Source organism: Pseudogulbenkiania ferrooxidans 2002 (assembly GCF_000174355.1).
GTDB classification, from domain to species: Bacteria; Pseudomonadota; Gammaproteobacteria; order Burkholderiales; family Chromobacteriaceae; genus Pseudogulbenkiania; species Pseudogulbenkiania ferrooxidans.
Map to the genome: position 1 here is coordinate 229070 of NZ_ACIS01000004.1, position 23838 is coordinate 252907.

Below are 23838 nucleotides of genomic sequence, written 5' to 3' on the forward strand. Positions count from 1 at the left end.
GAGGGCTTGGCCCTACAGGAACAATGAAAGCATTTACCACATTGAACGGGCTCGTGTGCCCGCTCGATCGCGCCAATGTCGACACCGATGCGATCATCCCGAAGCAGTTTCTCAAGTCGATCAAGCGCTCCGGTTTCGGCCCGAACCTGTTCGACGAATGGCGCTATCTCGACCACGGCGAGCCGGGCATGGACAACAGTGCGCGCCAGCTCAACCCGGATTTCGTGCTGAACTATCCGCGCTACGCCGGTGCCCAGGTACTGCTGGCGCGCGAGAACTTCGGCTGCGGCTCCAGCCGCGAGCACGCGCCGTGGGCGCTGGAAGATTATGGTTTCCGCGTGGTCATCGCGCCGAGCTTCGCCGACATTTTCTTCAACAACTGCTACAAGAACGGCCTGCTGCCGATCGTGCTGCCGGCGGAGGCGGTCGACCAGTTGTTCAAGGAAAGCCAGGCAACCGAAGGCTACCGTCTGGACATCGATCTCGCGGCCCAGACCGTGACCACCCCGTCCGGTCAATCCTTCGCCTTCGATATTACCGAGCATCGCAAGCATTGCCTGCTCAACGGGCTCGATGAAATTGGCCTCACCCTGGCGCAGGCCGACAAGATTCGCGCCTACGAGGAAAAGCTCAAGGCTGAGAAGCCCTGGTTGTTGGCCTGAGTCCGGCCAGTGCGGGCAGCCCTGCTGCCCGTCCATGCTAAAGAGAAAGCAAGGGACACGATTATGAAAATTGCAGTATTGCCCGGTGACGGCATCGGCCCGGAAATCATTGCCCAGGCGCGCCGCGTGCTGGACGTATTGCGTCAGGATGGCCTGCCGCTGGAAATGGAAGAGGCGCCGCTGGGTGGGGCCGGTTACGATGCCTTCGGCCAACCTTACCCGGAATTCACCCAGAAGCTGTGCCGCGCCGCCGATGCTGTGCTGCTGGGCGCCGTGGGCGGCCCGCAGTACGACAACCTCGACCGCCCGCTGCGCCCGGAGCGCGGCCTGCTGGCGATCCGCAAGGATCTCAACCTGTTCGCCAACCTGCGTCCGGCCATTCTCTACCCCGAACTGGCCAACGCTTCCACGCTGAAGCCGGAAGTGGTGTCGGGTCTCGACATCATGATCGTGCGCGAGCTGACCGGCGACATCTACTTCGGCCAGCCGCGTGGCATCGCCGTCAACGAGCTGGGCGAGCGCGAGGCGTACAACACTATGCGCTACAGCGAGAGCGAAATCCGCCGTATCGCCCACGTGGCGTTCGGCATCGCCATGAAGCGCAACAAGAAGCTGTGCTCGGTGGATAAGGCCAACGTGCTGGAAACCACCGAATTCTGGAAGGAAATCTTCATCGACGTGGCGCGCGAGTATCCGGAGGTGGGGCTCAGCCACATGTACGTCGACAACGCCGCAATGCAACTGGTGCGCAACCCCAAGCAGTTCGACGTGATGGTCACCGGCAACATCTTCGGCGACATCCTGTCCGACGAGGCTTCGATGCTGACGGGTTCCATCGGCATGTTGCCGTCGGCCTCGCTCGACCAGAACAACAAGGGCCTGTACGAGCCTTCGCACGGTTCCGCACCGGACATCGCCGGCAAGAACCTGGCCAACCCGCTCGCCACCATCCTCTCCGCCGCCATGATGCTGCGTTACACCTTCGGTCAGGAAGAGGCGGCCCTGCGCGTCGAGAGTGCGGTGAAGACGGTGCTGAAGCAGGGCTACCGTACCGCCGATATCTTCGAGGCGGGCTGCGAGAAAGTCAGCTGCTCGGGCATGGGCGACGCCGTGGTCGCCGCGCTGTAAGAGCCGCTAACAAAACCCTCTTGGTGTTGTTGTGCTCGCGGGCGAATCTCTTGCAGGGATTCGCCCAGCAAGCACTTGCCGTACTACTTGCATGTGGCTTCGCTGAAACTTCGGCTGCGCCTCGTTTTCTGCGGCCGCGCGCCTAGCCAAGACCGCTGCTCTGGGTTTTGTTGGCAGCTCCAGTGGCGTGGTAAATGCGGTTCAAATAAAACGCGTCAACCCCATTGTGTGAGCCGCTGTTGCCCTGCACAATGGGGTTGATCACCAGATAAGACCGGCCTCGATGAGCAGGCCGGCGAAATAGCTTCCTCTATCCGACGACATTCAGGAGATATTTATCGTGCGAGTAGGTTTTGTTGGCTGGCGCGGCATGGTCGGTTCCGTGCTGATGCAGCGCATGCGTGAAGAAAACGATTTTGCCCAGATCAGCGAGCCGGTGTTCTTCACCACCTCCAACGTTGGCGGCAAGGGTCCCGATATCGGCCGTGACGTGCCGGCATTGAAAGATGCCAAGAATATCGATGATCTGCTGGCGATGGACGCCATTGTCACCTGCCAGGGTGGCGACTACACCTCCGAGGTGTTCCCGAAACTGCGTGCCGCCGGCTGGACAGGCTACTGGATCGACGCCGCCTCCACGCTGCGCATGGAAAACGACGCCATCATCATTCTCGATCCGGTCAACATGAACGTGATCAAGGACGGCCTGGCGAACGGCGTGAAGAACTACGTCGGCGGCAACTGCACCGTGTCGCTGATGCTGATGGCGCTGGGTGGCCTGTTTCAGAACGACCTGGTGGAATGGGTTACCTCGATGACCTACCAGGCGGCATCGGGTGCCGGCGCGCAGAACATGCGCGAGCTGATCTCCGGCATGGGCGCCATTCATGGCCAGGTGGCCGACAAGCTGGCCGACCCGGCTTCCGCCATCCTCGACATCGATCGCAAGGTATCCGACTTCCTGCGCTCGGACGAGTACCCGAGCCAGAACTTCGGCGTGCCGCTGGCCGGCAGCCTGATTCCGTGGATCGACAAGGATCTCGGCAACGGCCAGTCCAAGGAAGAGTGGAAGGGCGGCGTCGAAACCAACAAGATTCTCGGTCTTTCGGCCAACCCGGTGCCGGTGGATGGTCTGTGCGTGCGTGTCGGCGCCATGCGCTGCCACAGCCAGGCTCTGACCATTAAACTGAAGAAGGACGTGCCGCTCGACGAGATCGAAGCGATGCTGGCTGCCGCCAACCCGTGGGCCAAGGTTGTGCCGAATACCCGCGAAGCCTCGATGCGTGATCTGACCCCGGCTGCCGTGACCGGCACGCTGACCACGCCAGTGGGCCGTCTGCGCAAGCTGGCCATGGGCGGCGACTACCTGTCCGCCTTTACCGTCGGTGATCAGTTGCTGTGGGGGGCTGCCGAGCCTCTGCGCCGCATGCTGCGCATCCTGATTGAGCGTTAAAATACGCTCATCGCTCGAACCGGCCTGAGTGCCGGTTCTGTTTTTCCCAAAGGGCGCTTTGCGCCCTTTATGCATTTCTAACAGGAATTCACCATGTCTCATCCCATTCAGGTTGCCGTCGTTGGAGCAACCGGTCTCGTCGGCCAGGCCGTGCTCGACTTGCTCGCCAGCCGTGACTTTCCAGCCAGCCGCGTGTTTGCCGTGGATACCCAGGATCACGATGGGGAAACCGTCACCTTTGGCAACCTTGAGCTGAATGTTCACCCGGTCGACGAGTTTGGCTTCGAGGTGACGCCGTTGGCCATTTTCGTGGGGGGGAGTGAGATTTCTCGGCAGTACGTGCCGCTGGCGCGCGAGGCAGGCGCCACCGTCATCGATTTCAGCTCGGCTTATCGCCAGGATGATGAAGTGCCGCTGCTCGTTCCTGCCCTGAACGGTAGCCTGGTGGCCGATCTGCCGGAGAGCGCCCTGATCGCCGTACCCAATTGCACGGTCACGCCGCTGGCCATCGCCTTGAAGGCGCTGGCTGAGCATGGCCTGAAACGGGTGACGGTATCCACCTACCAATCCGTATCCGGAAGCGGTCAGGCCGCGCTCGAGGAACTGGCCAATCAGACCACGGCGCTGTTCACCCAGCGCGACGCCGAGTGCGAAGTCTACGCCAAGCGCATCGCCTACAACCTGCTGCCCAAGATCGGTGATGCCGACGAGAGTGGTGCGACCGAAGAAGAGTCGTCCATCGTCAATGAACTGCACCGTCTGTTCGGCAGTGATGAGCTCGCTGTCGAGGCGACCTGTGTCAGGGTGCCGGTGTTCTTTGGTCACGCGTGGTCGGTCACGGTGGAAACCGATACCGAAGTTGAGGCTTCGCGTGCCCGGAACCTGTTTGCATCGCTCGGGCTGCACGTGGTGGACCAGCCGCAGCAGCCGGATGGCTATGCCACGCCGATGGAAGTCGCCGGCAACGACCGGGTCTGGGTAAGCCGTGTCCGCCGTACCGGAAAGACCCTCAGCTTCTGGTTGACGGCCGACAACGTCAGAGCCGCCGCGGCAATGAGCTGCGTCACTGTGGCTGAGGCTGTGCAAAACGCAGGGCACTTCGGATAAAGGAACAAGGCGGCAGTCTTTGCCGCCTTTTTTCTTGGTATGAAATCTAGCTAAAGAGCTTGTTAAAGCCTAAGATGGCACTGATAAAGGACTACCTTCACTATGGGGTAGTTGTTGAAAAAAACATCTAAGCAGGTTGTTGCCGGAAGGTGAACTGTGACAAATCGGGCAAAAATGAAGCTGAGCGCTCTCGCCGTTGCGGTACTTTTTTCCGCTAATGCTTGGGCGGGGCTGGGGAAAATCAATGTCAGATCCTATCTGGGTGAAACATTTCGCGCCGAGATCAATCTGACCGATGTTAATGCCGCCGAACTGTCCTCAGCACGGGTCGGCCTGGCCGGAATGGACACTTTCCGGGACCTTAACGTCGATTATTCGGGCATTCTGAGTTCGCTAAAGTTCTCGGTGGAACCGAGCGGAAGAGGGGCTATCGTTCGCGTTTCGTCTTCCGCCCCGATCAACGAGCCGTATTTGCGCTTCGTGGTGGAGGCTAGAACCAGTTCCGGGCGCTCGGTGCGCGAGTACACCGTTTTACTCGATCCGATCGATTACCAGGTCAACAACAAGCCCTCCTTTGTCCAGTCCTTGCCAAAGGCGGCGCCTAGTCTCGCTAGTCCATACCGAGGCAACGTGGCCCGCGAGGGTGTGGTAGCGCCAAGGCGTACCTCTGCCGATTCGCTTTACGTGGCTCCGGGGGCGACGCTGAATACGCTGGCGGCTCAGGTGCGGCCACAAGGGGCCTCCCTAGAACAAACCATGGCGGCCTTGGTCAAGAACAACCCTTCCGCTTTCATCGCGGGGGACCCAAACCGCATCAAGGCGGCCGTCAACCTGAAGGTGCCGCCGGCGGCCAAGATTCGCGCCATTGCTTCGTCCGAGGCCCGTAATCTGCTGGCCCCGGCCTCCGCGCTTGCTGCCAACTCGATGCCCCCGGCAGCACAAGCCAGCCCCGAGCAGCCGCCGGCAGCAGCGCCCAAGCCGGCTGCTGCGGCCCCGCAGGCGGCTCAGCCGGTCAAGGGTGGGGAAGTGCTGAAACTGATGGCGCCGGAAACTTCTGCCCCCTCGGACGAAAAACTTTCCGAGGTAGAGCAGCAAGTTGCCAGCCGCGATCAGGCATTGAAAGATGCCGAAAAGCGCATTGCGACACTCGAGGCGCAAATCAAAGCGTTGCAGAACAGCCATGAGATTGCCAAGCCTGCAGCCGGTAGCGCCGCCAAGGCCGGGGAGGCAGCTGGGCCGTCGTTGGTCGATTCGCTGGTCGACAATCTGCCTCTGGTCGGTGGTGGCGCCGCCATCGCACTGTTGGCAGCCTTGGGCGTGGTGGTGGCGCGCCGTCGCCGTCAAGCCCCGTCCTTGTCTTCTGCGCTCAAGCTTTCGTCCGGCAATGCCGGCGCCGTGCTCGGTAGCGGAGCCAGCTCCAACATCAATCTCCAGGGTGGGGCGTCGGCCATCGGCGGAGGCCACTCTTTCATGGCCAACTTCACGCAGTCGGTGGGGGCTATCGACACGGCCGAGGTTGATCCGATTGCCGAGGCGGAGGTGTATATCGCCTACGGTAGGGATGCGCAGGCCGAGGAGATTCTCAAAGATGCATTGAGCCGCGATCCGTCCCGCCACGAAGTGCGTCTGAAATTGATGGAAATCCACGCGGCACGGCAGGACAAGGAGGGCTTCGAGTCGCTCGCGCGCGAACTTTATGCGGCATTCGACGGCAAGGGTCCGCATTGGGCCAAGGCGGCGGCGATGGGGGCGGTGCTCGATCCGGGTAATCCGCTATATCAGTTGCTAGACACTACCCCGGGGGCGAGTGCCCCGGCTGTGGCGCCGGCGGCGGCGATCGACCTCGATCACGAACTGTTCGGGCAGCCTCCGGCTCCGGCCTCCCCGCCGATGCCGGCAGAAAACGTCGCCGCGCCCCGGGAGCCGGCAAAGGCACCGAGCGCTCCTGTTACGCCATCCGTCCCGGCCGAAAGCGACGACCCGTTGCGTGCCGCTCTGTTTGCCGAAGCACCACCCTCCGGGCTTGCAGAGGAGGCCAATCCGGGGAATATGCTCGATTTCGACCTGGATGCCGCTTTTGACCTTTCTGCCAAGAAACCAGAGGCGGAAGCCACACAGGATGACCCCGCAGCCTCGGGGGCGATGCAGGAAAACCTGCTCGATTTCGACTTCAATCTCGATTCGATGTTGAGCGAGCCTTCCGGCAAGGCTGGGCAGCAGGGTAAAGCCGATACGGCTCCCGATCTGGGGTTGGAAGAGACTGGCTCGGCCGGTTTTGAAGCCCTCTACGAAGGTATGCTGGGGGCCGAGTCGGCACCGGAGGCCGCCTCGCTGGAGGGTTTGTCGGTCAATGACGATCCCTTGTCCACCAAACTCGATCTGGCCAAGGTTTATCTGGATATGGGGGATAAGGACGGCGCCAAGGAAGTGCTGGAAGATCTGCTTTCCGAAGCCCAGGGCGGGCTGAAGTCGGAGGCGGAACAACTACTGGCCAAGATAGGCTCTTGATCGTGAAACTCCGGCCCTCCTTCGAGGGCTGGTTCGTTTCGGCTCCAACGGAGGCTTGCTAGACAGGGAATGAACAGAATGGACTCTGTCATCAGAATGACGGCGATTGCCGCTTTGCTGTCTTCTTTGGGGGTCGCGGTGCAGGCCCATGCCGGGTTGGGCCCGATCAAGGTGCTGTCCTCGGAGGGGGAGCCTTTTGAGGCGGAAATTCCCCTGGTCGATGAAGCCGTTGGCGCCAACGCGTCGATTGGACTAGCCGACCGCAATCACTACCCTCTGATCTCCCCGTACACGCCATCAGCCGGCAAGCTCCAGTTCTCTCTGGTGCAGCAGGCCGATGGAACGCTCTCGAAAGTACGTGTTGCCGGCCCAGCCAATTTCGATGAGCCCACGCTGCATTTTGCCGTGGAAATCAGCTGGCCTGCCGGGCGCCTGGTGCGCGAATTCGACGTGGATTACCGCCGCGATGGGCCACGCCACCCAAAACGTCACCCCCTGCCTGATGACGAAGGCAAGAAAGCCGCTGTCACTGCCGATCATCATGCCCGGCTAACACCGCTGGGACTTGGTGAACTCAAGGTGCAGTCCTTTATTGGCGAGCCCTTGCTTGCCGAAGTGGAGGTGCTGGGGCGGCTTCATGCCGAGCACAAGCAGCTCGCTGCCGTGGTGCTGCCCAGTGGTGCGGTGGGGGCACAGCAGGCCCATTTGCTAGCGTCGATAGGCTACGAGTTTGTCAAGTCAGCGAGCGGTAAGACGGTGCTGCGGCTTTTCTCCTCTCAAATCGTTGAAGAACCCATGCTCTCGCTGCGGCTCGAGGTCGGAGTCGGCACCCTCAAACTGGCAAGAAGCTATTCGCTGTTGTTCGACCCCCCTGAAGCTGCCCGCCCGATTGCCCGTTCTTCTCGGGGAGAGGCTGCCGGCGTGGTTCGTGATGCGGCAAAGACCAAGGTCTATCGGGTCGGGCGCGGGGACACGCTCGGCGCTATCGCGCAGCGCACTGAGGGCGCGGGCTCGGTGGAGCAGGTGATTCGCCGGCTGCATGCCGCCAATCCGCAAGCCTTTATCGCCGGTGATGTCGACAGGCTGAAAGCCGGGGCGCAACTGGCCTATCCGGCAAATTGGCGCATTGGCGAGGCGCCACCGGGTGGCAATAAGGCAACCGTGAAAGAGCCTTCTGCGGCTCCAGCTCAGCTTGCTGCTCCCGTGCCAGCAACTGCTCCTGTGGTCGCTCCAGCTGCGGCTGCGGCCGTGCCTGTGGTCGGCGATAAGGTTGTACAGCCCAGCAAGGAGGCGCAGAGGGAGGAACAGTTGAAACGCCGGCTTCAGCAGCAGGACCAACTGCTCGCGGTGGCGGAGCAGCGCCTTCAGGCGCTGCAGCAACGGCTGAATGCCTTGCAGCAAGAGGCAGCCCATTCTGCCCCGGTCAAGGCGCCTACAACCAAGGCCGCGCCGGTCGGAAACGCTGCCGGCACTGAGCCAGGCGCGATGGAGAGCCTGGGCAAGGCATTGGGCGACAATTCCCCTTATCTCTATAGTGCCGGTGCCGCGGGCGTGGCATTGCTGGGCGGGGGTTGGTGGTGGCTGCGGCGACGCCGGAATCGGCAAGGCGGCAGTGCGAACGGGCTTGCAACGGCGTTGAGCGTTGGTGCCAATCCGTCCCTGCTGACGATGGGGCCGCTCACCACCTTGATGGCGGGGGGCAAGCAGGGCGGGGGAATCGACTTGAGCCCGGTCGACCTGGTGGCCGAGGCGGAGGTCTATCTTGCTTATGGCCGTACCGATCAGGCCTTGGCCTTGCTGCGAGAAGGGCTGGTGCGGGAGCCGATGCGGCAGGATGTACGGTTTAAATTGCTGGAAGCCTTATCCGCCCTGCCGGACAAACAGCCCTTCATCCTCGAGGCGACGGCAGCGAAAGGAGTGTTTGGCAAGGATAGTACCTTGTGGCAGCGTGTCTGCGAGCTGGGGCGGGTAACCCTGCCGGGCAATCCGTTATTTGAGATGGAGCCGCTTGCGCGCGCCGAAGGTGTCGCGGTGCCGGCCGCAGCGTCTATTCCGGCTGCTGGTGTGGTGGCACGAGCGGCGGTTCCTCCCGTCGTGCCAGGTGATGGATCGGCCGTGCCGACCCAGGCCTCCCTTGCTGCTGAGGTTCCCCTGGCCGCCGAGGTACCTCAATCGGCTTCGGACAAACAGGAACTGGCGCGGCTGTACATGGAGATGGGGGATACTGAGGCGGCCAAGGCCTTGTTGAAGGAGTCTGAAGATTCGGCTTGATCTGACTGAGACGTTCCATCCCGCGGCAATCTTGCTGTGTTGGCTGATGGCGGCACTGGTGGTGCAGTTTCTACCCCTGGTGCCGTTGTCGTTCTTGGCCGTGGTCGCCGCGGTGCTGCTCAACGTGCAAGAGCGGACGGGGGTTGGGCAGTCGCTGCGCCGGATGCGCTGGCTGTTGCTGACGTTGTGGTTGACCATGGGGTGGTCGGTGCCGGGCGATGCCTTGTTCGATACCGCCTGGGCGCCGACGCGCGAGGGGTTGGCCGAAGGAGCGCGTCATGTCTTGCGGCTGCTCATTCTGGTCTGGCTGATTCGTGGTATCTGGTTGGCGGTGGGACGAGATGGGGTGCTGGCTGGCCTGCTGTTTCTCCTACGTCCCTTGCACTGGGTGGGCCTGTCATCGGAGCGTTTTGCCTTACGTCTGTGCTTGACCCTTTCCTATGCCGAGCAGTTGCTGGCGGCGACGCGGCCGCGCACGCGAAGTGCCTGGCGCTCCCTCATGGCCGAAGCCATGGCGTTACCGGCGCCGGATGGGGTACAGTTGAGGGTTTACCGCTGGAGGGCATCCGATAACGTGGTCCTGGTGTCGTTGGCGGTGGGTCTGGGAGCGGTCATGAAGGCGGTAGCATGAGAGTGGCGTTGGGGGTCGAGTACGACGGCAGGGCGTTTGCGGGCTGGCAAAGCCAGCCGCACGGCAATACCGTGCAGGACAAACTGAATCTGGCCTTGTCGCACATCGCCTGCGCACCGATAAATACGGTGGCCGCCGGCCGGACCGATGCCGGAGTTCATGCCCTGATGCAGGTGGTGCATTTCGATGTGGAGGTCGAGCGTCCGGAGAATGCCTGGGTGCGTGGCGTCAACAGCCATCTGCCGGCGGACATCGCCGTGGTATGGGCCAAGCAGGTGGACGAGGAGTTCCATGCGCGCTTCTCGGCCTTTTCCCGCTCCTACAGTTATTTCCTGCTGACCCACCCGGTGCGTAGCTGCCTCCTGGCGGGCAAGGTAGGCTGGTATCACCAGCCGCTGGATGTGGAGGCGATGCGGGAAGCAGCTGCTCATCTGTTGGGACGGCACGATTTTTCCAGCTTCCGGGCTGCCGAATGCCAGGCCAAGTCGCCGGTCAAACACCTGCAGCGGCTGGATATTCACGAGGCGGACGGTTTCATCCGCTTCGACCTGCTGGCGGATGCCTTTCTGCATCACATGGTGCGCAATATCGTCGGCGCACTGGTGTATGTCGGCAAGGGGACGCTCAGCCCGGAGGATATGGTCGATCTGTTGTCGGCTCGGGACCGTCGTCACGCCCCCCCTACCTTCATGCCGGATGGCCTGTATCTGACCGGAGTAGGGTACCCCGAGTCGTTCGGCGTGACGGCGGCGAGCGACCCCGCCCGGCTGACATTGTGGAGATGAGATGCTTCCCCGAGTAAAAATTTGCGGTATCACCCGGCCGGAAGACGGGGCCGAAGCGGCCCGTTTGGGCGCCGACGCCATCGGCCTGGTGTTTTACGAGAAAAGCCCGCGCAACGTCTCGTTGGAGCAGGCGCGAACCATCGTGCGGGAGCTGCCGCCTTTCGTCAGTGTGGTGGCCCTGTTCGTTAATCCTGACGAAGCTTTCGTGCGCCGTGTTCTCGACGCCTGCCCGGTAGACATTCTGCAGTTCCACGGCGAGGAGTCTCCCGAGTTTTGCCGCTCGTTCTCCCGACCCTATCTCAAGGCGGTACGGGTCAGGCCGGGGGTGGATTTGCTAGAATGGGCGGCGGCCTATCACGATGCGCGTGGTTTGCTGGCCGACGCCTTCGTTGAGGGCGCTCATGGCGGTACCGGCGCGGTGTTCGACTGGACGCTGCTGCCAGCGGATCTGCCGTTGTCGCTGATCCTGTCCGGCGGTTTGACGCCGGACAACGTGCAGGATGCTGTGGCAAGGGTTCAACCCGCCGCCGTGGATGTGTCGAGCGGGGTGGAGCAAGGAAAAGGAATCAAGGATGCGGCCAAGATGGCGGCATTCATATCAGGAGCAAGGCATGGATCGGTATGATTTTCCGGATGTCCGCGGCCATTTCGGTCCGTATGGTGGCATCTACGTCGCCGAAACGCTGATGGCGGCATTGGCTGAACTCAACGAAGAATACGCTCGCGCCAAGGCTGACCCGGCGTTCTGGGAAGAGTTTCATTACGAACTGAAGCATTATGTCGGCCGCCCTTCGCCGATCTACCACGCCAAACGCTGGTCCGAACTGCTGGGCGGGGCGCAGATCTATCTCAAGCGCGAAGACCTGAATCACACCGGCGCGCACAAGGTCAACAACACCATCGGCCAGGCATTGCTGGCACGGCGCATGGGTAAGAAGCGAGTGATCGCCGAGACCGGCGCCGGCCAGCACGGCGTGGCGTCGGCCACCGTGGCCGCCCGTTATGGCCTCGAATGCGTGGTGTACATGGGGGCGGAAGACGTCAAGCGCCAGTCGCCCAACGTGTACCGCATGAAGCTGCTTGGCGCCACCGTGGTGCCGGTCGAATCCGGCTCCAAGACGCTCAAGGATGCGCTCAACGAAGCGATGCGCGACTGGGTGACCAACGTCGATTCCACCTTCTACATCCTGGGCACTGCCGCCGGTCCGCATCCCTACCCGATGCTGGTGCGCGACTTCCAGACCGTGATCGGCGAGGAATGCAAGGTGCAGATGCCGGAAATGATCGGTCGCCAGCCGGACGTGGTGGTGGCGTGCGTCGGTGGTGGCTCCAACGCCATTGGCCTGTTCTATCCGTACATCGGCGTCGACGGCGTGCGCATGGTTGGTGTCGAGGCGGGTGGGGACGGTGTCGAGACCGGTCGCCATGCCGCACCGCTGTCCATCGGCAAGCCGGGCGTGCTGCACGGCTTTAAGAGTTACCTGATGCAGGATGAAGACGGTCAGATCATCGAGACGCACTCGGTGTCCGCCGGCCTGGACTACCCGGGGGTAGGTCCGGAACACAGCTACCTCAAGGATATCGGTCGCGCCGAATACACCGCGATCAATGACGACGAGGCGCTCAAGGCATTCCACGACCTGTGCCGCTACGAGGGTATCATCCCGGCGCTCGAGTCCAGCCACGCCCTGGCCTGGGCGGCCAAGACGGCGCCGACCATGAGCAAGGATCAGGTCATTCTGGTCAACCTGTCCGGTCGCGGCGACAAGGACATCAATACCGTGGCCAGCCTGTCCGGCCTGACCTTGTAAGCAGGAGTAAGCATGTCACGTATTGCAGCATGTTTTGCCGCACTGGCCGGCAAGAAGGCCCTGATTCCGTTCATTACCGCTGGGGATCCTCATCCGGATCTGACCGTGAGCCTGATGCATGGCCTGGTCGAGGGTGGCGCCGACATCATCGAGCTGGGGGTGCCGTTTTCCGACCCGATGGCCGACGGTCCGGTGATTCAAAGAGCTTCCGAGCGTGCGCTGGCGCACAAGGTCGGCCTGCGCCATGTGCTCGACATGGTCGCTGAGTTCCGCAAGACCAACAGCACCACGCCGGTGGTGCTGATGGGTTACCTGAATCCGCTGTGTGCCATGGGCTATGCTGAATTTGCCAAGCGTGCCGCCGCCGCCGGGGTGGACGGTATGTTGACGGTCGATTGCCCGCCGGAAGAGGCGGAGGAACTGGCTACGGCGCTGCAACAGGAAAGTATTGACCCGATCTTCCTGTTGGCGCCGACCACACCGCTCCAGCGAGTGGCCGAGATCGCTCGTCATGCGCGCGGCTATGTTTACTATGTGTCACTGAAAGGCGTGACCGGTGCTGGAAATCTGGACATTGACGACGTAGCGCGTAAAATTGCCGCCCTTAGACAATACATTCATGTGCCTATTGGTGTCGGCTTCGGTATTCGCGACGGTGCAACCGCGCGTGCCATTGCCGTCACGGCCGATGCTGTCGTGGTGGGAAGCCGTCTGGTCCAGGAAATCGAGGCGGCAACGCCCGAGACCGCTCGCGAGCGGTTGACGCCCTTGGTCGCCGAACTGAAGGCCGCCATTAGTTAGTACATGTCCCCGCGGTTTCGTGCCGCGGGGCAATCATGCTTCGGCCAACCTGTTGTTGCCGGAGCGAATGAGCAAGGAGTCAGCATGAGCTGGTTGAATAAACTCCTGCCGCCGAAGATCAAGCGCGAGAATCGCGCCGAAAAGTCCTCGGCGGTACCGGAGGGGCTGTGGAGCAAGTGCCCGGCCTGTGAAGCGGTGCTGTATTACACCGACTTGGAAAGCAATCTGCAGGTTTGCCCGAAGTGTAACCATCATCACGCGGTCTCTGCACGGGATCGCCTGGGCATGTTGCTGGATGCCGAAGGCCGCCGCGAGATCGGTGCCGAAGTCAAACCGGTTGATATCCTGAAGTTCAAGGACGGCAAGCGTTACCCCGATCGTCTGGTGGCGGCGCAGAACGCCACCGGCGAAGACGACGCCCTGGTGGTCATGCAGGGCAGCATCCTGACGCTGCCGGCCGTGGTGGCATCGTTCGAATTCAAGTTCATCGGTGGTTCGATGGGCTCGGTAGTGGGGGAGCGTTTCGTGCGCGGCGTACAAGCTGCGGTGGAAGCCAAGGCGCCGTTCATCTGCGTTTCCGCCTCGGGTGGCGCGCGCATGCAGGAAGGCCTGAACTCGCTGATGCAGATGGCCAAGACCAGTGCCGCGCTGCAATTGCTGACCGATCACAAGCTGCCGTTCATCTCGATCCTGACCGACCCGACCATGGGCGGGGTTTCGGCTTCGTTCGCCTTCCTCGGCGACGTGGTGATCGGTGAGCCGGGTGCGCTGATCGGTTTTGCCGGTCCGCGTGTCATCGAGCAGACCGTGCGTGAGACCCTGCCGGAAGGCTTCCAGCGTTCCGAGTTTCTGCTGGAGAAGGGCGCCATCGACATGATCGTCGATCGCCGCGAGCTCAAGGCCAAGGTGGCCTCGCTGATCTCGATCCTGATGAAGGAACCCGCGGTCGCCTGATCCTTTCGCGCGGTTGTCCGCTCGAACTAAAAACCCCGCCGTTTGGCGGGGTTTTGCTTTTTTCGGGGGGCTTTGGCGGAGGAGTGCTTAGTACAGCACGCGGCAGCGCAGGGTGCCCTCAATGCGCTGCAGCGTTTCGAGCGCGGTCTGGCTGGCGGCGCTGTCGATCTCGATCACCACGTAGCCGATCTCCTCGTTGGTCTGCAGGTACTGGCCGGCGATGTTTATGCCGGCGCGCGAAAACTCGTCGTTGATGCGTGCCAGCACGCCGGGCTGGTTCTTGTGGATGTGCAGCAGCCGGCATTTGCCGCGATGCTCGGGCAGCGAGACCTCGGGGAAGTTCACCGCGGTCAGCGTCGAGCCGTTGTTGGAGTACTTGATCAGCTTGGCGGCCACTTCGCCGCCGATGTTGGCCTGCGCCTCCAGCGTGCTGCCGCCGATGTGCGGCGTTAGGATCACGTTGTCGAACTCGCATAGCGGCGAGCTGAACGCCTCGCCGTTGCCCTCGGGCTCGACAGGAAAGACGTCGATAGCGGCGCCGTGCAGGTGCTTGCGGCGCAGCGCTTCGGCCAACGCTGCAATGTCCACCACGGTGCCGCGCGAGGCGTTGAGCAGGTGGGCGCCGGGTTTCATCGCCGAAAGCTCGGCGGCACCGATCATGTCCTGGGTGTCAGGCGTTTCCGGCACGTGCAGCGTGACCACATCGGCCTGGCCGAGTAGTTCCTTGAGCGTTGCGACTTGGTGGGCGTTCCCTAGTGGCAGCTTGTTTTCGGTATCGTAGAACGCCACCTTCATGCCGAGGGATTCGGCAAGAATGCCGACCTGGGTGCCGATGTGGCCATAGCCGACGATGCCCAGCGTCTTGCCGCGTACCTCGTAACTGTTGTTGGCCGATTTCAACCAGCCGCCGCGATGGGCCAGGGTGCTTTTCTCCGGGATGCCGCGCATCAGCATGATCGCCTCGGCGATAACCAGTTCGGCGACGGAACGGGTATTGGAGAACGGCGCGTTGAATACCGGGATGCCGTGGCGGGCGGCGGCCTTGAGGTCGACCTGGTTGGTGCCGATGCAGAAGCAGCCGACCGCCATCAGCTTGTTGGCGGCGGCGAAGACCTCGTCGGTCAGCTGGCTGCGCGAGCGGATGCCGATGATATGGGCGTCGGCGATGCGTTCGAGCAGTTCTTCCGGGGCCAGTGCCTTCTTGTGATAGTCGATCTGGCTGTAACCGTCCTGACGGAAGCTGTCGACTGCCGTCTGGTGGATTCCCTCCAGAAGCAGTATCTTGATCTTGTCCTTGGCGAGCGAAAGGTTTTGCATGCCGGGTTCCGTTGTTGACCAAAAAACTCAAGTATTATTCATTATTACTCCGGATTTTCCGTCTTGACCAGAGAGTTGCCGATGATCGCTCCCCGCCTGCTTGCCGAGCTGCATGCCATGTTCAGTGCCGACCGCGTTGCCACCGATGCCGATTCTCTGGCCCGCTACGGGCTGGACTGGACCCGCTACTACCAGCCCGCGCCGTCCGCCGTGGTGTTCCCGCAAACCGTGGACGAGGTCGTTGCCGTCGTGCAGTGGGCCAACCGTGAGCAGGTGGCGCTGGTGCCGTCCGGCGGCCGTACCGGATTGTCTGGCGGGGCCGTGGCGCGGCAGGGCGAGGTGGTGGTGTCGTTCGACCGCATGAAGGCCATCAGCGACTTTGATCCGGTCGCGCGCACCGTGCGCTGCCAGGCCGGCGTCATCACCGAGGCGTTGCAGCAGTTCGCCGCCGAAAATGGGCTCTACTACCCGGTGGACTTCGCCTCGCGCGGATCGAGTCAGATCGGCGGCAACATCGCCACCAACGCCGGCGGTATCAAGGTGGTGCGCTACGGGATGACGCGCGAGTGGGTGGCGGGGCTGACCGTGGTCACCGGCAAAGGTGAAGTGCTGCGGCTGAATAATGGGCTCGCCAAGAACAATACCGGCTACGACCTGCGCCACCTCTTCGTCGGCTCGGAAGGGACGCTCGGCTTTATCGTCGATGCCACCCTGAAGCTGGCTCGTCAGCCGGCCGAGCTGGGGGTAATGGTGTTGGCGGTGCCGCAGTTGACCGACATCATGAAGCTGTTCCACGCCTTCCGCGAACGGCTCGATCTCAACGCCTTCGAGTTTTTCTCGGAAAAAGCGATGCGCCACGTCCTGGCGCGCGGCCACGTCAAGCGGCCGTTCGAGGGCGAAGCCGACTACTACGTGCTGCTAGAGTTCGAGAAACTGGCCGCCGATACCGAGGAGGTGGCCCTGGCCGTGTTTGAGGCGTGCGCCGAACAGGGCTGGCTGGTGGACGGGGTGCTGTCTCAGTCCGAGCAGCAGGCGAAGGACCTGTGGCGGCTGCGCGAGGACATCAGCGAGTCGATCACCCCCTACAAGCCTTACAAGAACGACATCGCGGTAACGGTGAGCCGGGTGCCGGCCTTCGTCGAACGGCTCGATGCCATCCTGTCGCGCGAATACCCTGATTTCGAGGTGCTGTGGTATGGCCATATCGGCGACGGCAACTTGCACATCAATATCCTGAAGCCCGACGCGCTGGAACTGGACGACTTCCGCCGCGCCTGCGAGCAGGTCAACGAACACGTTTTCTCCCTGGTGGGGGAATTCGGCGGCAGCATGTCGGCCGAACACGGCGTCGGCCTCTTGAAGCGCGATTATCTGGATGTGACGCGCAGTGTCGAGGAGATCGCGCTGATGCGTGCCATCAAGGCAGTGTTCGACCCGAACGGGGTGATGAACCCGGGTAAACTGCTGTAAAACCTTGCCGAAGAGGGTGCGTATGTCACGAGGGATTTCATTGGTGTAACACGCTTTTGCCTATTTTTTAACCGGCTTGATTTTTCTCTTTTGTAACAAGCTCTTGTTGCTGTTTTCCACAGACTGTCCACGGTACTATTCAGCCGGGTTGTGAGTTTGTGGGGAAATCTTGCAGGATTTTGACGGTTTTTTGGGCGGTAACGGCAAGTGGCTAACCCGAAAAGGGTTTTTCGGGTTATTCATGGCTTATCCACAGGGTTATTCAGCGATGGCTGTGGATAGCTTGATGAGGCTTTCGTATGGCCTTACTGTAGCTTCGCGGTCGTTTTGGCAAAATTTTGCAAGCGTTTTGACATAGACCGCCACCACACTAAAACCCCGATTTTGCGGGATTTTTGGCATACAACCCCGACCCTGAGCGGGACTATACGCCTAGCTTAGAACAGCCCGCCCAACATGTCAGGCCGCCAGTTCATGATCACCAGCTCCCGGCTGGTGTCGGGGGCACCTTGGGCGTTGGCCACGCTGTACTTGATCCCCAGTTCCTCCATGTGGAAACCATCAAATACCGCCCGAATATCGGGATGGTCGTTGATGCTGACCATGACCTTTCCCTTGCACGTCCGCATCGCCTCAGCCAGTTGTTCGTACTGGTTAAACTCGAACGGCACGCCGTAGCCCTCGGTCTGCCAGTACGGTGGGTCGGCGTAGAAGAAGGTGTGCGGCCGGTCGTAGCGCTTCAGGCAGTCCTGCCACGGCAGGTGCTCGACGTAGGTGCCGGACAGCCGTAGGTGCGCGGCGCTGAGGTTCTCCTCGATGCGGCACAGATTGATCGCCGGGCCGGTGGTCGCGGTGCCGAAAGTCTGGCCGGTCACCTTGCCCGCGAACGCATGGTGCTGCAGGTAGTAGAAGCGCGCCGCGCGCTGGATGTCGGTCAGCGTCTCCGGGCGGGTCAGCTGCTGCCACTTGAACACCTCGCGGCTACTGATCGCCCACTTGAACTGGCGCACGAACTCCTCCAGATGGTGCTGGACCACCCGGTAGAGGTTGACGAGTTCGCCATTCACATCGTTTAGCACCTCGACTGGGGCAGGGACGTGACGCAGGAAGTAGAGCGCCGCCCCGCCACAGAACAGCTCCACGTAGCACTCGTGCGGCGGGAACAAGGGCATCAGTTTGTCAGCTAGGCGTCGCTTGCCGCCCAGCCAAGGGATGATAGGACTGGTGTCCATCGGTTTCTCCTGGTCGGGGCGCTCGCTGGCGCTCGGGGGTGAGGCTCTCGGCCTTCAGGTGATTGATGGCCCGGCAGCGCGGGCACTTGATGGTCAATTCGAGGTAACGGCCTTCGGCCAGTTTGCGGTCGCACTGACCGCATCGGATGTCGTTGGTGTTGTTCATCTGCAAGCGTTTTGCCAAAAAACCCGCTAAACTTGCCGCGCTTTTGACGTCGAAAGCGGCAGCCTTGGGGTGACTTGCAGGTATGGACTGCGGGTCAGCTGGCCGGCCGGGTGTTCGTAGCACCCGACCGGTCGCTGTCTCTCGTTCAATACGGTGTTACCTATTTTCTACATCGTCACATCTCCGCCAAAGCCTTGCGGCCCGAGCCGGGCCACAGCACTGGCGTACAGCCACACCCGCCACGGCGGAGCCCCGGCCAGCTGCAGCAGCTCGGCGAACACCCGCACCGTGGCGCGCTGGCGGATCGGAATCTCGCGCTTCCACTGACACAAGGCGTCATGCACCAGGCTGGCGTGGTATGACAGTGGACGCCCGTCAACGCCGAGCGGCCCGTCCGGCGTGCCGAGCCACAGCCCACCTGGCAAGCGCCAGGCGGGGCTGCAGCCGTCCCATGCATAGCCGGGCTGGATCAGGATCGTGCCGTGGGGGCGGATGTCGATCCAGTCGTTCCGGTACTCCACGCCGACCAGGTGCGGCGAGGTGTGGAGATAGGGGTGGTCGAGCCGGTAGCGCCAAGCCATCACGCCACCATTCCGCCAGGCCATCCTGCCTGAACATCGATCGCGTCCAGCCCGGCTTGGTCGACGGCGGCTTCAGCCTCCGCTTTGAGCGTGCGGGCATGGGTATGCAGAGCCGCCGCATGCTGGGCCAGTGCTACCGGCATGCCGATCACGCCGACAGCGTCGAGTGTCAGTGTGCTGTTGTCGGCGCAGGTCCAGTCGAGAGTGAACGTCTGGCCAGCCGCCAGCGCGGCCTGGGCTGCGAGCGCGGCGGCGGTGATGCGCTGGACGCTGCGCGGTGTGGAGTCCAGTACTTTGCCTAGATAGGGGAACCCTGCCGCTTCGAGTCGGTTGCGTTCGGCGTTGATGGCGTCCAGCAGCTCAGTGCGGCGGTACGTCAACTGTTGCTCGATCAGCATGGGGTCCGGCACCCAGCTCGTCCCATCCCACACTGTCGCCGGGTCGGCCCGCTCGATGTCGGTCGCACCGATCTCGTCTGGCGCCACGCCGGGTCGGAGTATCGTCACCGGCTGACCAGTGGCGGTATCCCACAGCGGGAGTCCTCGCCAGTCAGGCTGAACCTGCCAGCTGCCGTCGGTGTGGCTGGCCGGGACGCCGCCGCCGGCATCCAGATAGCACACACACTCTCGAGCGCTGGTGGGTGGCGGAGCGGCTGGCGTGGCGAACGCCGGCACCAGATATTCGCCCGGTTCGCGCGGCGATTCGTTGGCCGGCACCTTGCCGATGCACTCGCCGGTGTCGTGATGGTAGTTGTAGACGAACATGCTCAGGCTCCAATGGTGATGATGGGCAGGTAGATGCGGCGCTTGACGTTGTTTTCCGGGCCGCCGGTTGCGGTGATACCTCCCACCGCCGCGTCCTGAGTCGAACCACTGGCCATAGAGTTGTCGTTGGTACTAGCAGAACCCGAGCGATAGCGAGTATGCGTGTGACTCTTGATCTCGTCATCGCCCTCTGCGCCGACCTGCCGCCCGGTGACTGTCAGCGCTCTAGCGGTAGCGGTCGCTGTAGAGTTGGCCGAAATCTTGACTGTCGTAGAGCTGGGAATCTCGGTGATGGTGGAGTTTGTCGGTATGCCGGTGCCCGCTACCGGCATACCGACAAAAAGCCCGCGCGTCGACGAGATACCGGACAGCACGTTACTTGCGTTGGTGGTGTTGGCGGTCAGCGTGGATTGTTCGTAACCACGCCCGGAATCGTAGGCACGGATATGCAGGCCGCGATCATCGGGTACGCCGAACGTCGTCGCGCCGCCGCCCGAACCGTAGCCGAACGGGAACAGCGTCAGCGTCTGTATGACGCTGACGGTCGCATTGACCGACACGGTGATGGAGGTCAGGCCGGTAATGCTGGCCACCGTAGCCCCTGCAGGTAGGCCTGCGCACTCGACGGGCTCGCCCACCCACATGTCGAGCGTGGTCGACAGGCCGGTGACGGTGGTCTGCCCATTGGTCAGCGTGCCGCTGCGCGTCGGGCAACGCGCTGCGAACAGCGAGGCATAGCTGGCGCGGTTCAGGGCCGAGCCGTCGCGCACCACCGCCCACGATGGCGGGGTGATCCCGGGCCAGTCGAGCGGGATGCCGGCGGGCATGCCGGAACGCTTGGCAATGGCCTGCGCCACCTTCAAAGACGTCATCTGGTAGGTATCGTCTAGGCCCGCTTCCGCCTCGACCTGGCTGGCCACGCGGCGATTGAGGTTGCCCCACGACAAAGACTTGATGGCCTTCAGCAGTTGGTCGAATGCGGCGGCGTCGGGCGCAATTGCAGCGGCAGTCAATACCGCCAACAGCTCCTTGTTCCAGCTCTCGAAGTCGGCCGCATCCAGCTGGGTGCCATCCTGGTAGTTGTTTTCGGGCGTCCCGTTCGTCCATTCCTTAAGTGGAATCATGACTATCCCTCGTAGTAGAAAAGGCAGCGGGTATCTGCCGGTTTCAGATCGTTAAACAGCGTTTCGATGATCGGGTCGGACACCATGGTTAGCCGCTCACCGCACCGAGAACTGCCGCAGCGGGCATGCCAGATGCGCACTGGCGGCCCGCCGACGTGCACCGTCCACACCCATAGGGTGTCTGGGTGGCGCAAGCGCATGCCGCACCAGGTCTGGCCCAACACGCGGGCACCTTGCTCCTCGATGTCGATCTGGTAGCCCAGGCCAGCCGCAATACGGGTGAAGTAGGGGAGGGACAGCCCGCCGGTTTCACGCAGCCGCGACAGAATGCGGGCCACGCGTGAGGCATACGGCGCGCCATATTCCGGTTCGATGGCGAGGTTTCGCTCCCACAGCGACAGCAGGTCATTGGCACTCACCGGTGACAGTGCGCTCACCAGGGCACGGTAGTTGTCGTCCAGATCGTCCAGCACCGTGCCGGCAGCCTGGGCGCGCAGGCCAACGTGAAGGCCGTTGGGGTCGTACGCTACCGGCGGCAGCAGGCGCAGCAGCAGCTGCGCGTGACGGCTGGTCGTCATGGCATCAACTCGACGAGGACTGCCCCCAGGGTGAGCCACTCGACCACATTGGCATCAACCGTGGCGGTCACGTTGGCCGGCGGGGTCAGCACCTCGCGGTCGGCCACGCCGGCCAGCGTGGAGATGATGGTTTCGATGCTGCTCCGGATGGCGGTTTCCCCCGGTATCAGTCGGGAAAAATAGTCCTGCAGGGCCGAAGCGATGGCAGCTGAAACCTGTTCGCGGGTGTAACCCGCCAACAGCTTGATACGCACATGGATATCCACCGGGTGCAGGGTGGGGGCCAATACCAGGTAGTTCTTGCCGGTGACGTTGCGCTGTTCGGCCAGGTACAGGTGGACCGCTTCGATCAGCTCCGCCGAAGGCAGGGCGCCCTTGGCAGCCAGAATTACCACGTCGACCGTGCCCAGCCCGCGCCGGGTCGGGAAGCACCAGGCTTGCTCCACGCCGGGCACTTCCTTGGCCCAGCGGGGCCAGTCGTATTTGTTGCCGCCGGCCGGCGGGCGCCGGATCAATTCCAGGTAGCGGGCACGCAGCGCGGAGATGCTTTCCTGTGGCTGGCCGCCATCCATGTCCTCCAACGTGCCCTTGGGCTGGAAGCCCTCCGGTGCGATCTGCAGCGTGATGCTGGTGCCGTCAGCGGCATTGCCATCGGTGCCGGCAACGATGGCGATGGCGGGTGGCCGGGCGAGGCCGTTGGCGTCCGCCACCGCCTCAGCCGTGGTGCGGTAGCTGGAGCCGTCACTGCGCAAGGCGACGGTACCGACGGGCACAGACAGACCGGCCGTCCCCTGCAGTACCAGCGTGCCTTGTGCATAGGTGGCCGGCTTCAGGTTCAAACCGCGATCCCGTGCGTAGAGCAGCAGGATGTCGTCGTCACAGTCCTCGGCCGACAGCTGACGCTTCAGCCACGCTTGGTGGGCATAGGCGCCTTCCACCACGCTGCCCACCGCACTGGCATGCTGGTAGTTGTCCGAGTCCGGCGCGGTGTGTTGGCTGCTGTCGTTGCTCGACAACTCGCGCAAGTAGTCGTCACGGATGTCGGGAAGAGTCTTGGTGGCGAAGGTCATGACACGGGCACCCATGCATTGAGCGGCACGGCATTGCCGTTGGCGTCGGTCAGCTGGGCATAGACGGCGATGAAGCCGCGTTCCAGGCGAATGCCGAAGACCTCCAGCGATAACGCGCGGCCATCGTCCAGCAGCGGCTGCAGCGCCTCGCGCACGTACTCCTCGCCAAGGCGACGCACACGGGCGACGTCCTTTTCGCGAGCCAGCAGGTGCAGACGCGAACCGAGCGTAGGGTCATGCCACAGGCTGCCGCGCGGCGTGGTCAGGCGCAGGTAGACGGCGTTTTCCAGGCTGGTGACCTGGGTTCCGTCGTAGTCGCGGGTTTGGGGGGAGATGAAAGCGTCCATGCCCGGAATTGTCCGGGCATGGAGTGCGGGGAGTGGATATGCTGAATGTCAGTGGGTCAGGGTAGGTTTGAATTGACGCTGTTTCAATGGCTCGTCATAATGTGACAACGCTCTTGGCAGGAGCGCTCCGTCCGGCGATAGCAAAGCTGCATCAGCACTGCCTTCTGTGCTTCAGTTTCCATGTGATTTTCTTGTGCCATATACATTGGTAGCCGGATGACTTTGTGCGTGGCATGGAGAATTTACATGGCACCTCAGCAGGAATCGCCCTTTGCCCATCATCTTCAATGCGAGGCTAGAAAGCTCCGCAAGAAAGATGCCTCTCTTACCCGACTCCAAGCACTTGATCAGGCTGCGCGCTTAAATGGCTTTGAGAACTGGCGCCATTTCACCAATTCGTATCAAAGTCCCACCGTTTTTTATCCAGGCGTAATTGAAACCTCTTGGAGAGAAACTCCGCGTCAGTATTGGTTGGAGCGAATTGACCTAAAGTTACAATCAAATCTAATTGAGCTATTTCCACCAGTAAATCTAAGACACGATTTTTGGCAAGGGGCTTGGTTTGATAAAGAACAAGGGAAAATTCGAGTTCCTACCCGGTTCAATGGTTCGGAAATGGATAAAAATAATCCACAGTCGCGAGCAAGAGAGACGATTGCATGCATAGCCCGCCACCTTGTTTTTCTTGATGCCACCGGGCTCAAACCATCTTTTGCTTGGCAAACAGCATTGGTTGGCATTCCCCAAGCTGCACGGGGTCTTCTCTGCTTTGACCATCAAAAAGTTTGGCGAGACAAGGATGGTCGCTACCTGATCACTACTGAGCCCTATCCTGAGAATCTTCGGGACAATCTGGAGGAGTTCAAAACCATTGCGGGCAAATACAACTATGAAGTAGTTGAGTCCAGGTGGCCCGGCATGCATAACCCTTCTGAATTTGGAACTCGGCTAGTTCTGATGGCCCATAAGAAGAGAGGGGCCAACCTGAGAGCTATATTGGCTAAATTGGATCACCTTCCAGCGTCTTATCTTCCTGATCAGCTTTGGCAGGGAAAAACAACACCGATGTAACAAGCAA

At 61.9% G+C, this 23838-nt stretch carries 23 protein-coding genes; 14 read left to right on the top strand and 9 right to left on the bottom strand.

Annotated features, from left to right (window positions below):
* Nucleotides 1-23 precede the first annotated feature (23 nt).
* From leuD to accD, 12 genes are all read left to right on the top strand, one after another.
* Nucleotides 24-662, top strand: coding sequence for a 3-isopropylmalate dehydratase small subunit (gene leuD / locus FURADRAFT_RS08440; protein WP_008953707.1), 639 nt, complete (start codon nucleotides 24-26; stop codon nucleotides 660-662).
* 63 nt (nucleotides 663-725) lie between these two features.
* Nucleotides 726-1790, top strand: coding sequence for a 3-isopropylmalate dehydrogenase (gene leuB / locus FURADRAFT_RS08445; RefSeq protein WP_008953708.1), 1065 nt, complete (start codon nucleotides 726-728; stop codon nucleotides 1788-1790).
* Nucleotides 1791-2130: 340 nt separating this feature from the next.
* Nucleotides 2131-3243 (top strand): aspartate-semialdehyde dehydrogenase, encoded by a 1113-nt coding sequence (gene asd / locus FURADRAFT_RS08450; protein ID WP_008953709.1) that lies wholly within the window; start codon nucleotides 2131-2133, stop codon nucleotides 3241-3243.
* 93 nt (nucleotides 3244-3336) lie between these two features.
* Complete coding sequence (locus FURADRAFT_RS08455) at nucleotides 3337-4350, top strand: aspartate-semialdehyde dehydrogenase (protein WP_008953710.1); 1014 nt, start codon at nucleotides 3337-3339, stop codon at nucleotides 4348-4350.
* Nucleotides 4351-4524: 174 nt separating this feature from the next.
* On the top strand, nucleotides 4525-6858 hold the full coding sequence (locus tag FURADRAFT_RS08460; protein ID WP_008953711.1) for a FimV/HubP family polar landmark protein: 2334 nt from the start codon (nucleotides 4525-4527) through the stop codon (nucleotides 6856-6858).
* A 78-nt stretch (nucleotides 6859-6936) separates the two neighbouring features.
* Nucleotides 6937-9129: a FimV/HubP-related protein gene (locus FURADRAFT_RS08465; RefSeq protein WP_008953712.1), complete on the top strand. Its 2193-nt coding sequence runs from the start codon at nucleotides 6937-6939 to the stop codon at nucleotides 9127-9129.
* Between the two features lie 31 nt (nucleotides 9130-9160).
* On the top strand, nucleotides 9161-9760 hold the full coding sequence (locus tag FURADRAFT_RS08470) for a hypothetical protein (RefSeq protein ID WP_236261563.1): 600 nt from the start codon (nucleotides 9161-9163) through the stop codon (nucleotides 9758-9760).
* The gene (gene truA / locus FURADRAFT_RS08475) at nucleotides 9757-10545 is read left to right on the top strand and encodes a tRNA pseudouridine(38-40) synthase TruA (protein ID WP_008953714.1); all 789 of its coding nucleotides are present in this window, start codon (nucleotides 9757-9759) and stop codon (nucleotides 10543-10545) included. Before FURADRAFT_RS08470 ends, truA begins: the two co-directional genes overlap by 4 nt.
* A gap of 1 nt (nucleotide 10546) precedes the next feature.
* Nucleotides 10547-11170: a phosphoribosylanthranilate isomerase gene (locus FURADRAFT_RS08480; RefSeq protein WP_008953715.1), complete on the top strand. Its 624-nt coding sequence runs from the start codon at nucleotides 10547-10549 to the stop codon at nucleotides 11168-11170.
* A complete protein-coding gene (gene trpB / locus FURADRAFT_RS08485; protein ID WP_008953716.1) occupies nucleotides 11157-12356 on the top strand; it encodes a tryptophan synthase subunit beta in 1200 nt (399 codons plus the stop codon). Before FURADRAFT_RS08480 ends, trpB begins: the two co-directional genes overlap by 14 nt.
* 12 nt (nucleotides 12357-12368) lie before the next feature.
* Nucleotides 12369-13157, top strand: a complete 789-nt coding sequence (gene trpA / locus FURADRAFT_RS08490; RefSeq protein ID WP_008953717.1) for a tryptophan synthase subunit alpha — start codon at nucleotides 12369-12371, stop codon at nucleotides 13155-13157.
* Between the two features lie 84 nt (nucleotides 13158-13241).
* Nucleotides 13242-14111: an acetyl-CoA carboxylase, carboxyltransferase subunit beta gene (accD, locus tag FURADRAFT_RS08495; RefSeq protein ID WP_008953718.1), complete on the top strand. Its 870-nt coding sequence runs from the start codon at nucleotides 13242-13244 to the stop codon at nucleotides 14109-14111.
* A gap of 87 nt (nucleotides 14112-14198) precedes the next feature.
* On the opposite strand, the gene serA is transcribed toward accD, so the two are convergent.
* Nucleotides 14199-15428: a phosphoglycerate dehydrogenase gene (gene serA, locus FURADRAFT_RS08500; protein WP_008953719.1), complete on the bottom strand. Its 1230-nt coding sequence runs from the start codon at nucleotides 15426-15428 to the stop codon at nucleotides 14199-14201.
* A gap of 81 nt (nucleotides 15429-15509) precedes the next feature.
* Between serA and FURADRAFT_RS08505 the strand changes: the two genes are divergently transcribed.
* Nucleotides 15510-16898, top strand: a complete 1389-nt coding sequence (locus FURADRAFT_RS08505; RefSeq protein ID WP_008953720.1) for an FAD-binding oxidoreductase — start codon at nucleotides 15510-15512, stop codon at nucleotides 16896-16898.
* A gap of 437 nt (nucleotides 16899-17335) precedes the next feature.
* On the opposite strand, the gene FURADRAFT_RS08510 is transcribed toward FURADRAFT_RS08505, so the two are convergent.
* The 8 genes from FURADRAFT_RS08510 to FURADRAFT_RS08545 form a co-directional block, all read right to left on the bottom strand.
* Nucleotides 17336-18130 carry a DNA adenine methylase gene (locus tag FURADRAFT_RS08510; protein WP_008953721.1) on the bottom strand — a complete coding sequence of 265 codons (795 nt, stop codon included), beginning with the start codon at nucleotides 18128-18130 and terminating at the stop codon, nucleotides 17336-17338.
* The gene (locus FURADRAFT_RS20135; protein WP_081455947.1) at nucleotides 18078-18296 is read right to left on the bottom strand and encodes a Com family DNA-binding transcriptional regulator; all 219 of its coding nucleotides are present in this window, start codon (nucleotides 18294-18296) and stop codon (nucleotides 18078-18080) included. Before FURADRAFT_RS20135 ends, FURADRAFT_RS08510 begins: the two co-directional genes overlap by 53 nt.
* 167 nt (nucleotides 18297-18463) lie before the next feature.
* Entirely contained in the window at nucleotides 18464-18877 is a 414-nt protein-coding gene (locus FURADRAFT_RS08520) for a hypothetical protein (RefSeq protein WP_008953722.1), read from the bottom strand.
* Nucleotides 18877-19641, bottom strand: a complete 765-nt coding sequence (locus FURADRAFT_RS19880) for a DUF4376 domain-containing protein (protein ID WP_008953723.1) — start codon at nucleotides 19639-19641, stop codon at nucleotides 18877-18879. The genes FURADRAFT_RS08520 and FURADRAFT_RS19880 overlap by 1 nt, the downstream gene beginning before the upstream one ends.
* Nucleotides 19642-19643: 2 nt before the next feature.
* Nucleotides 19644-20765 carry a hypothetical protein gene (locus FURADRAFT_RS08530; RefSeq protein WP_008953724.1) on the bottom strand — a complete coding sequence of 374 codons (1122 nt, stop codon included), beginning with the start codon at nucleotides 20763-20765 and terminating at the stop codon, nucleotides 19644-19646.
* Between the two features lie 2 nt (nucleotides 20766-20767).
* A complete protein-coding gene (locus FURADRAFT_RS08535) occupies nucleotides 20768-21343 on the bottom strand; it encodes a YmfQ family protein (protein ID WP_008953725.1) in 576 nt (191 codons plus the stop codon).
* Nucleotides 21340-22413: a baseplate J/gp47 family protein gene (locus FURADRAFT_RS08540; RefSeq protein WP_008953726.1), complete on the bottom strand. Its 1074-nt coding sequence runs from the start codon at nucleotides 22411-22413 to the stop codon at nucleotides 21340-21342. Before FURADRAFT_RS08540 ends, FURADRAFT_RS08535 begins: the two co-directional genes overlap by 4 nt.
* Nucleotides 22410-22760, bottom strand: a complete 351-nt coding sequence (locus FURADRAFT_RS08545; RefSeq protein WP_008953727.1) for a phage GP46 family protein — start codon at nucleotides 22758-22760, stop codon at nucleotides 22410-22412. The genes FURADRAFT_RS08540 and FURADRAFT_RS08545 overlap by 4 nt, the downstream gene beginning before the upstream one ends.
* 246 nt (nucleotides 22761-23006) lie before the next feature.
* Here FURADRAFT_RS08545 and FURADRAFT_RS20520 point away from each other — a divergent pair, with 246 nt between their 5' ends.
* A complete protein-coding gene (locus tag FURADRAFT_RS20520) occupies nucleotides 23007-23831 on the top strand; it encodes a hypothetical protein (protein WP_008953728.1) in 825 nt (274 codons plus the stop codon).
* Nucleotides 23832-23838: the final 7 nt, after the last annotated feature.

Bases quoted from the DNA above. Each gene is read 5' to 3' on its own strand.
- leuD (WP_008953707.1), top strand. From the start codon at position 24: ATGAAAGCATTTACCACATTGAACGGGCTCGTGTGCCCGCTCGATCGC.
- leuB (WP_008953708.1), top strand. From the start codon at position 726: ATGAAAATTGCAGTATTGCCCGGTGACGGCATCGGCCCGGAAATCATT.
- FURADRAFT_RS08455 (WP_008953710.1), top strand. From the start codon at position 3,337: ATGTCTCATCCCATTCAGGTTGCCGTCGTTGGAGCAACCGGTCTCGTC.
- FURADRAFT_RS08460 (WP_008953711.1), top strand. From the start codon at position 4,525: ATGAAGCTGAGCGCTCTCGCCGTTGCGGTACTTTTTTCCGCTAATGCT.
- FURADRAFT_RS08465 (WP_008953712.1), top strand. From the start codon at position 6,937: ATGGACTCTGTCATCAGAATGACGGCGATTGCCGCTTTGCTGTCTTCT.
- truA (WP_008953714.1), top strand. From the start codon at position 9,757: ATGAGAGTGGCGTTGGGGGTCGAGTACGACGGCAGGGCGTTTGCGGGC.
- FURADRAFT_RS08480 (WP_008953715.1), top strand. From the start codon at position 10,547: ATGCTTCCCCGAGTAAAAATTTGCGGTATCACCCGGCCGGAAGACGGG.
- trpB (WP_008953716.1), top strand. From the start codon at position 11,157: ATGGATCGGTATGATTTTCCGGATGTCCGCGGCCATTTCGGTCCGTAT.
- trpA (WP_008953717.1), top strand. From the start codon at position 12,369: ATGTCACGTATTGCAGCATGTTTTGCCGCACTGGCCGGCAAGAAGGCC.
- accD (WP_008953718.1), top strand. From the start codon at position 13,242: ATGAGCTGGTTGAATAAACTCCTGCCGCCGAAGATCAAGCGCGAGAAT.
- serA (WP_008953719.1), bottom strand. From the start codon at position 15,428: ATGCAAAACCTTTCGCTCGCCAAGGACAAGATCAAGATACTGCTTCTG.
- FURADRAFT_RS08505 (WP_008953720.1), top strand. From the start codon at position 15,510: ATGATCGCTCCCCGCCTGCTTGCCGAGCTGCATGCCATGTTCAGTGCC.
- FURADRAFT_RS08510 (WP_008953721.1), bottom strand. From the start codon at position 18,130: ATGGACACCAGTCCTATCATCCCTTGGCTGGGCGGCAAGCGACGCCTA.
- FURADRAFT_RS20135 (WP_081455947.1), bottom strand. From the start codon at position 18,296: ATGAACAACACCAACGACATCCGATGCGGTCAGTGCGACCGCAAACTG.
- FURADRAFT_RS08520 (WP_008953722.1), bottom strand. From the start codon at position 18,877: ATGGCTTGGCGCTACCGGCTCGACCACCCCTATCTCCACACCTCGCCG.
- FURADRAFT_RS19880 (WP_008953723.1), bottom strand. From the start codon at position 19,641: ATGTTCGTCTACAACTACCATCACGACACCGGCGAGTGCATCGGCAAG.
- FURADRAFT_RS08530 (WP_008953724.1), bottom strand. From the start codon at position 20,765: ATGATTCCACTTAAGGAATGGACGAACGGGACGCCCGAAAACAACTAC.
- FURADRAFT_RS08535 (WP_008953725.1), bottom strand. From the start codon at position 21,343: ATGACGACCAGCCGTCACGCGCAGCTGCTGCTGCGCCTGCTGCCGCCG.
- FURADRAFT_RS08540 (WP_008953726.1), bottom strand. From the start codon at position 22,413: ATGACCTTCGCCACCAAGACTCTTCCCGACATCCGTGACGACTACTTG.
- FURADRAFT_RS08545 (WP_008953727.1), bottom strand. From the start codon at position 22,760: ATGGACGCTTTCATCTCCCCCCAAACCCGCGACTACGACGGAACCCAG.
- FURADRAFT_RS20520 (WP_008953728.1), top strand. From the start codon at position 23,007: ATGGCACCTCAGCAGGAATCGCCCTTTGCCCATCATCTTCAATGCGAG.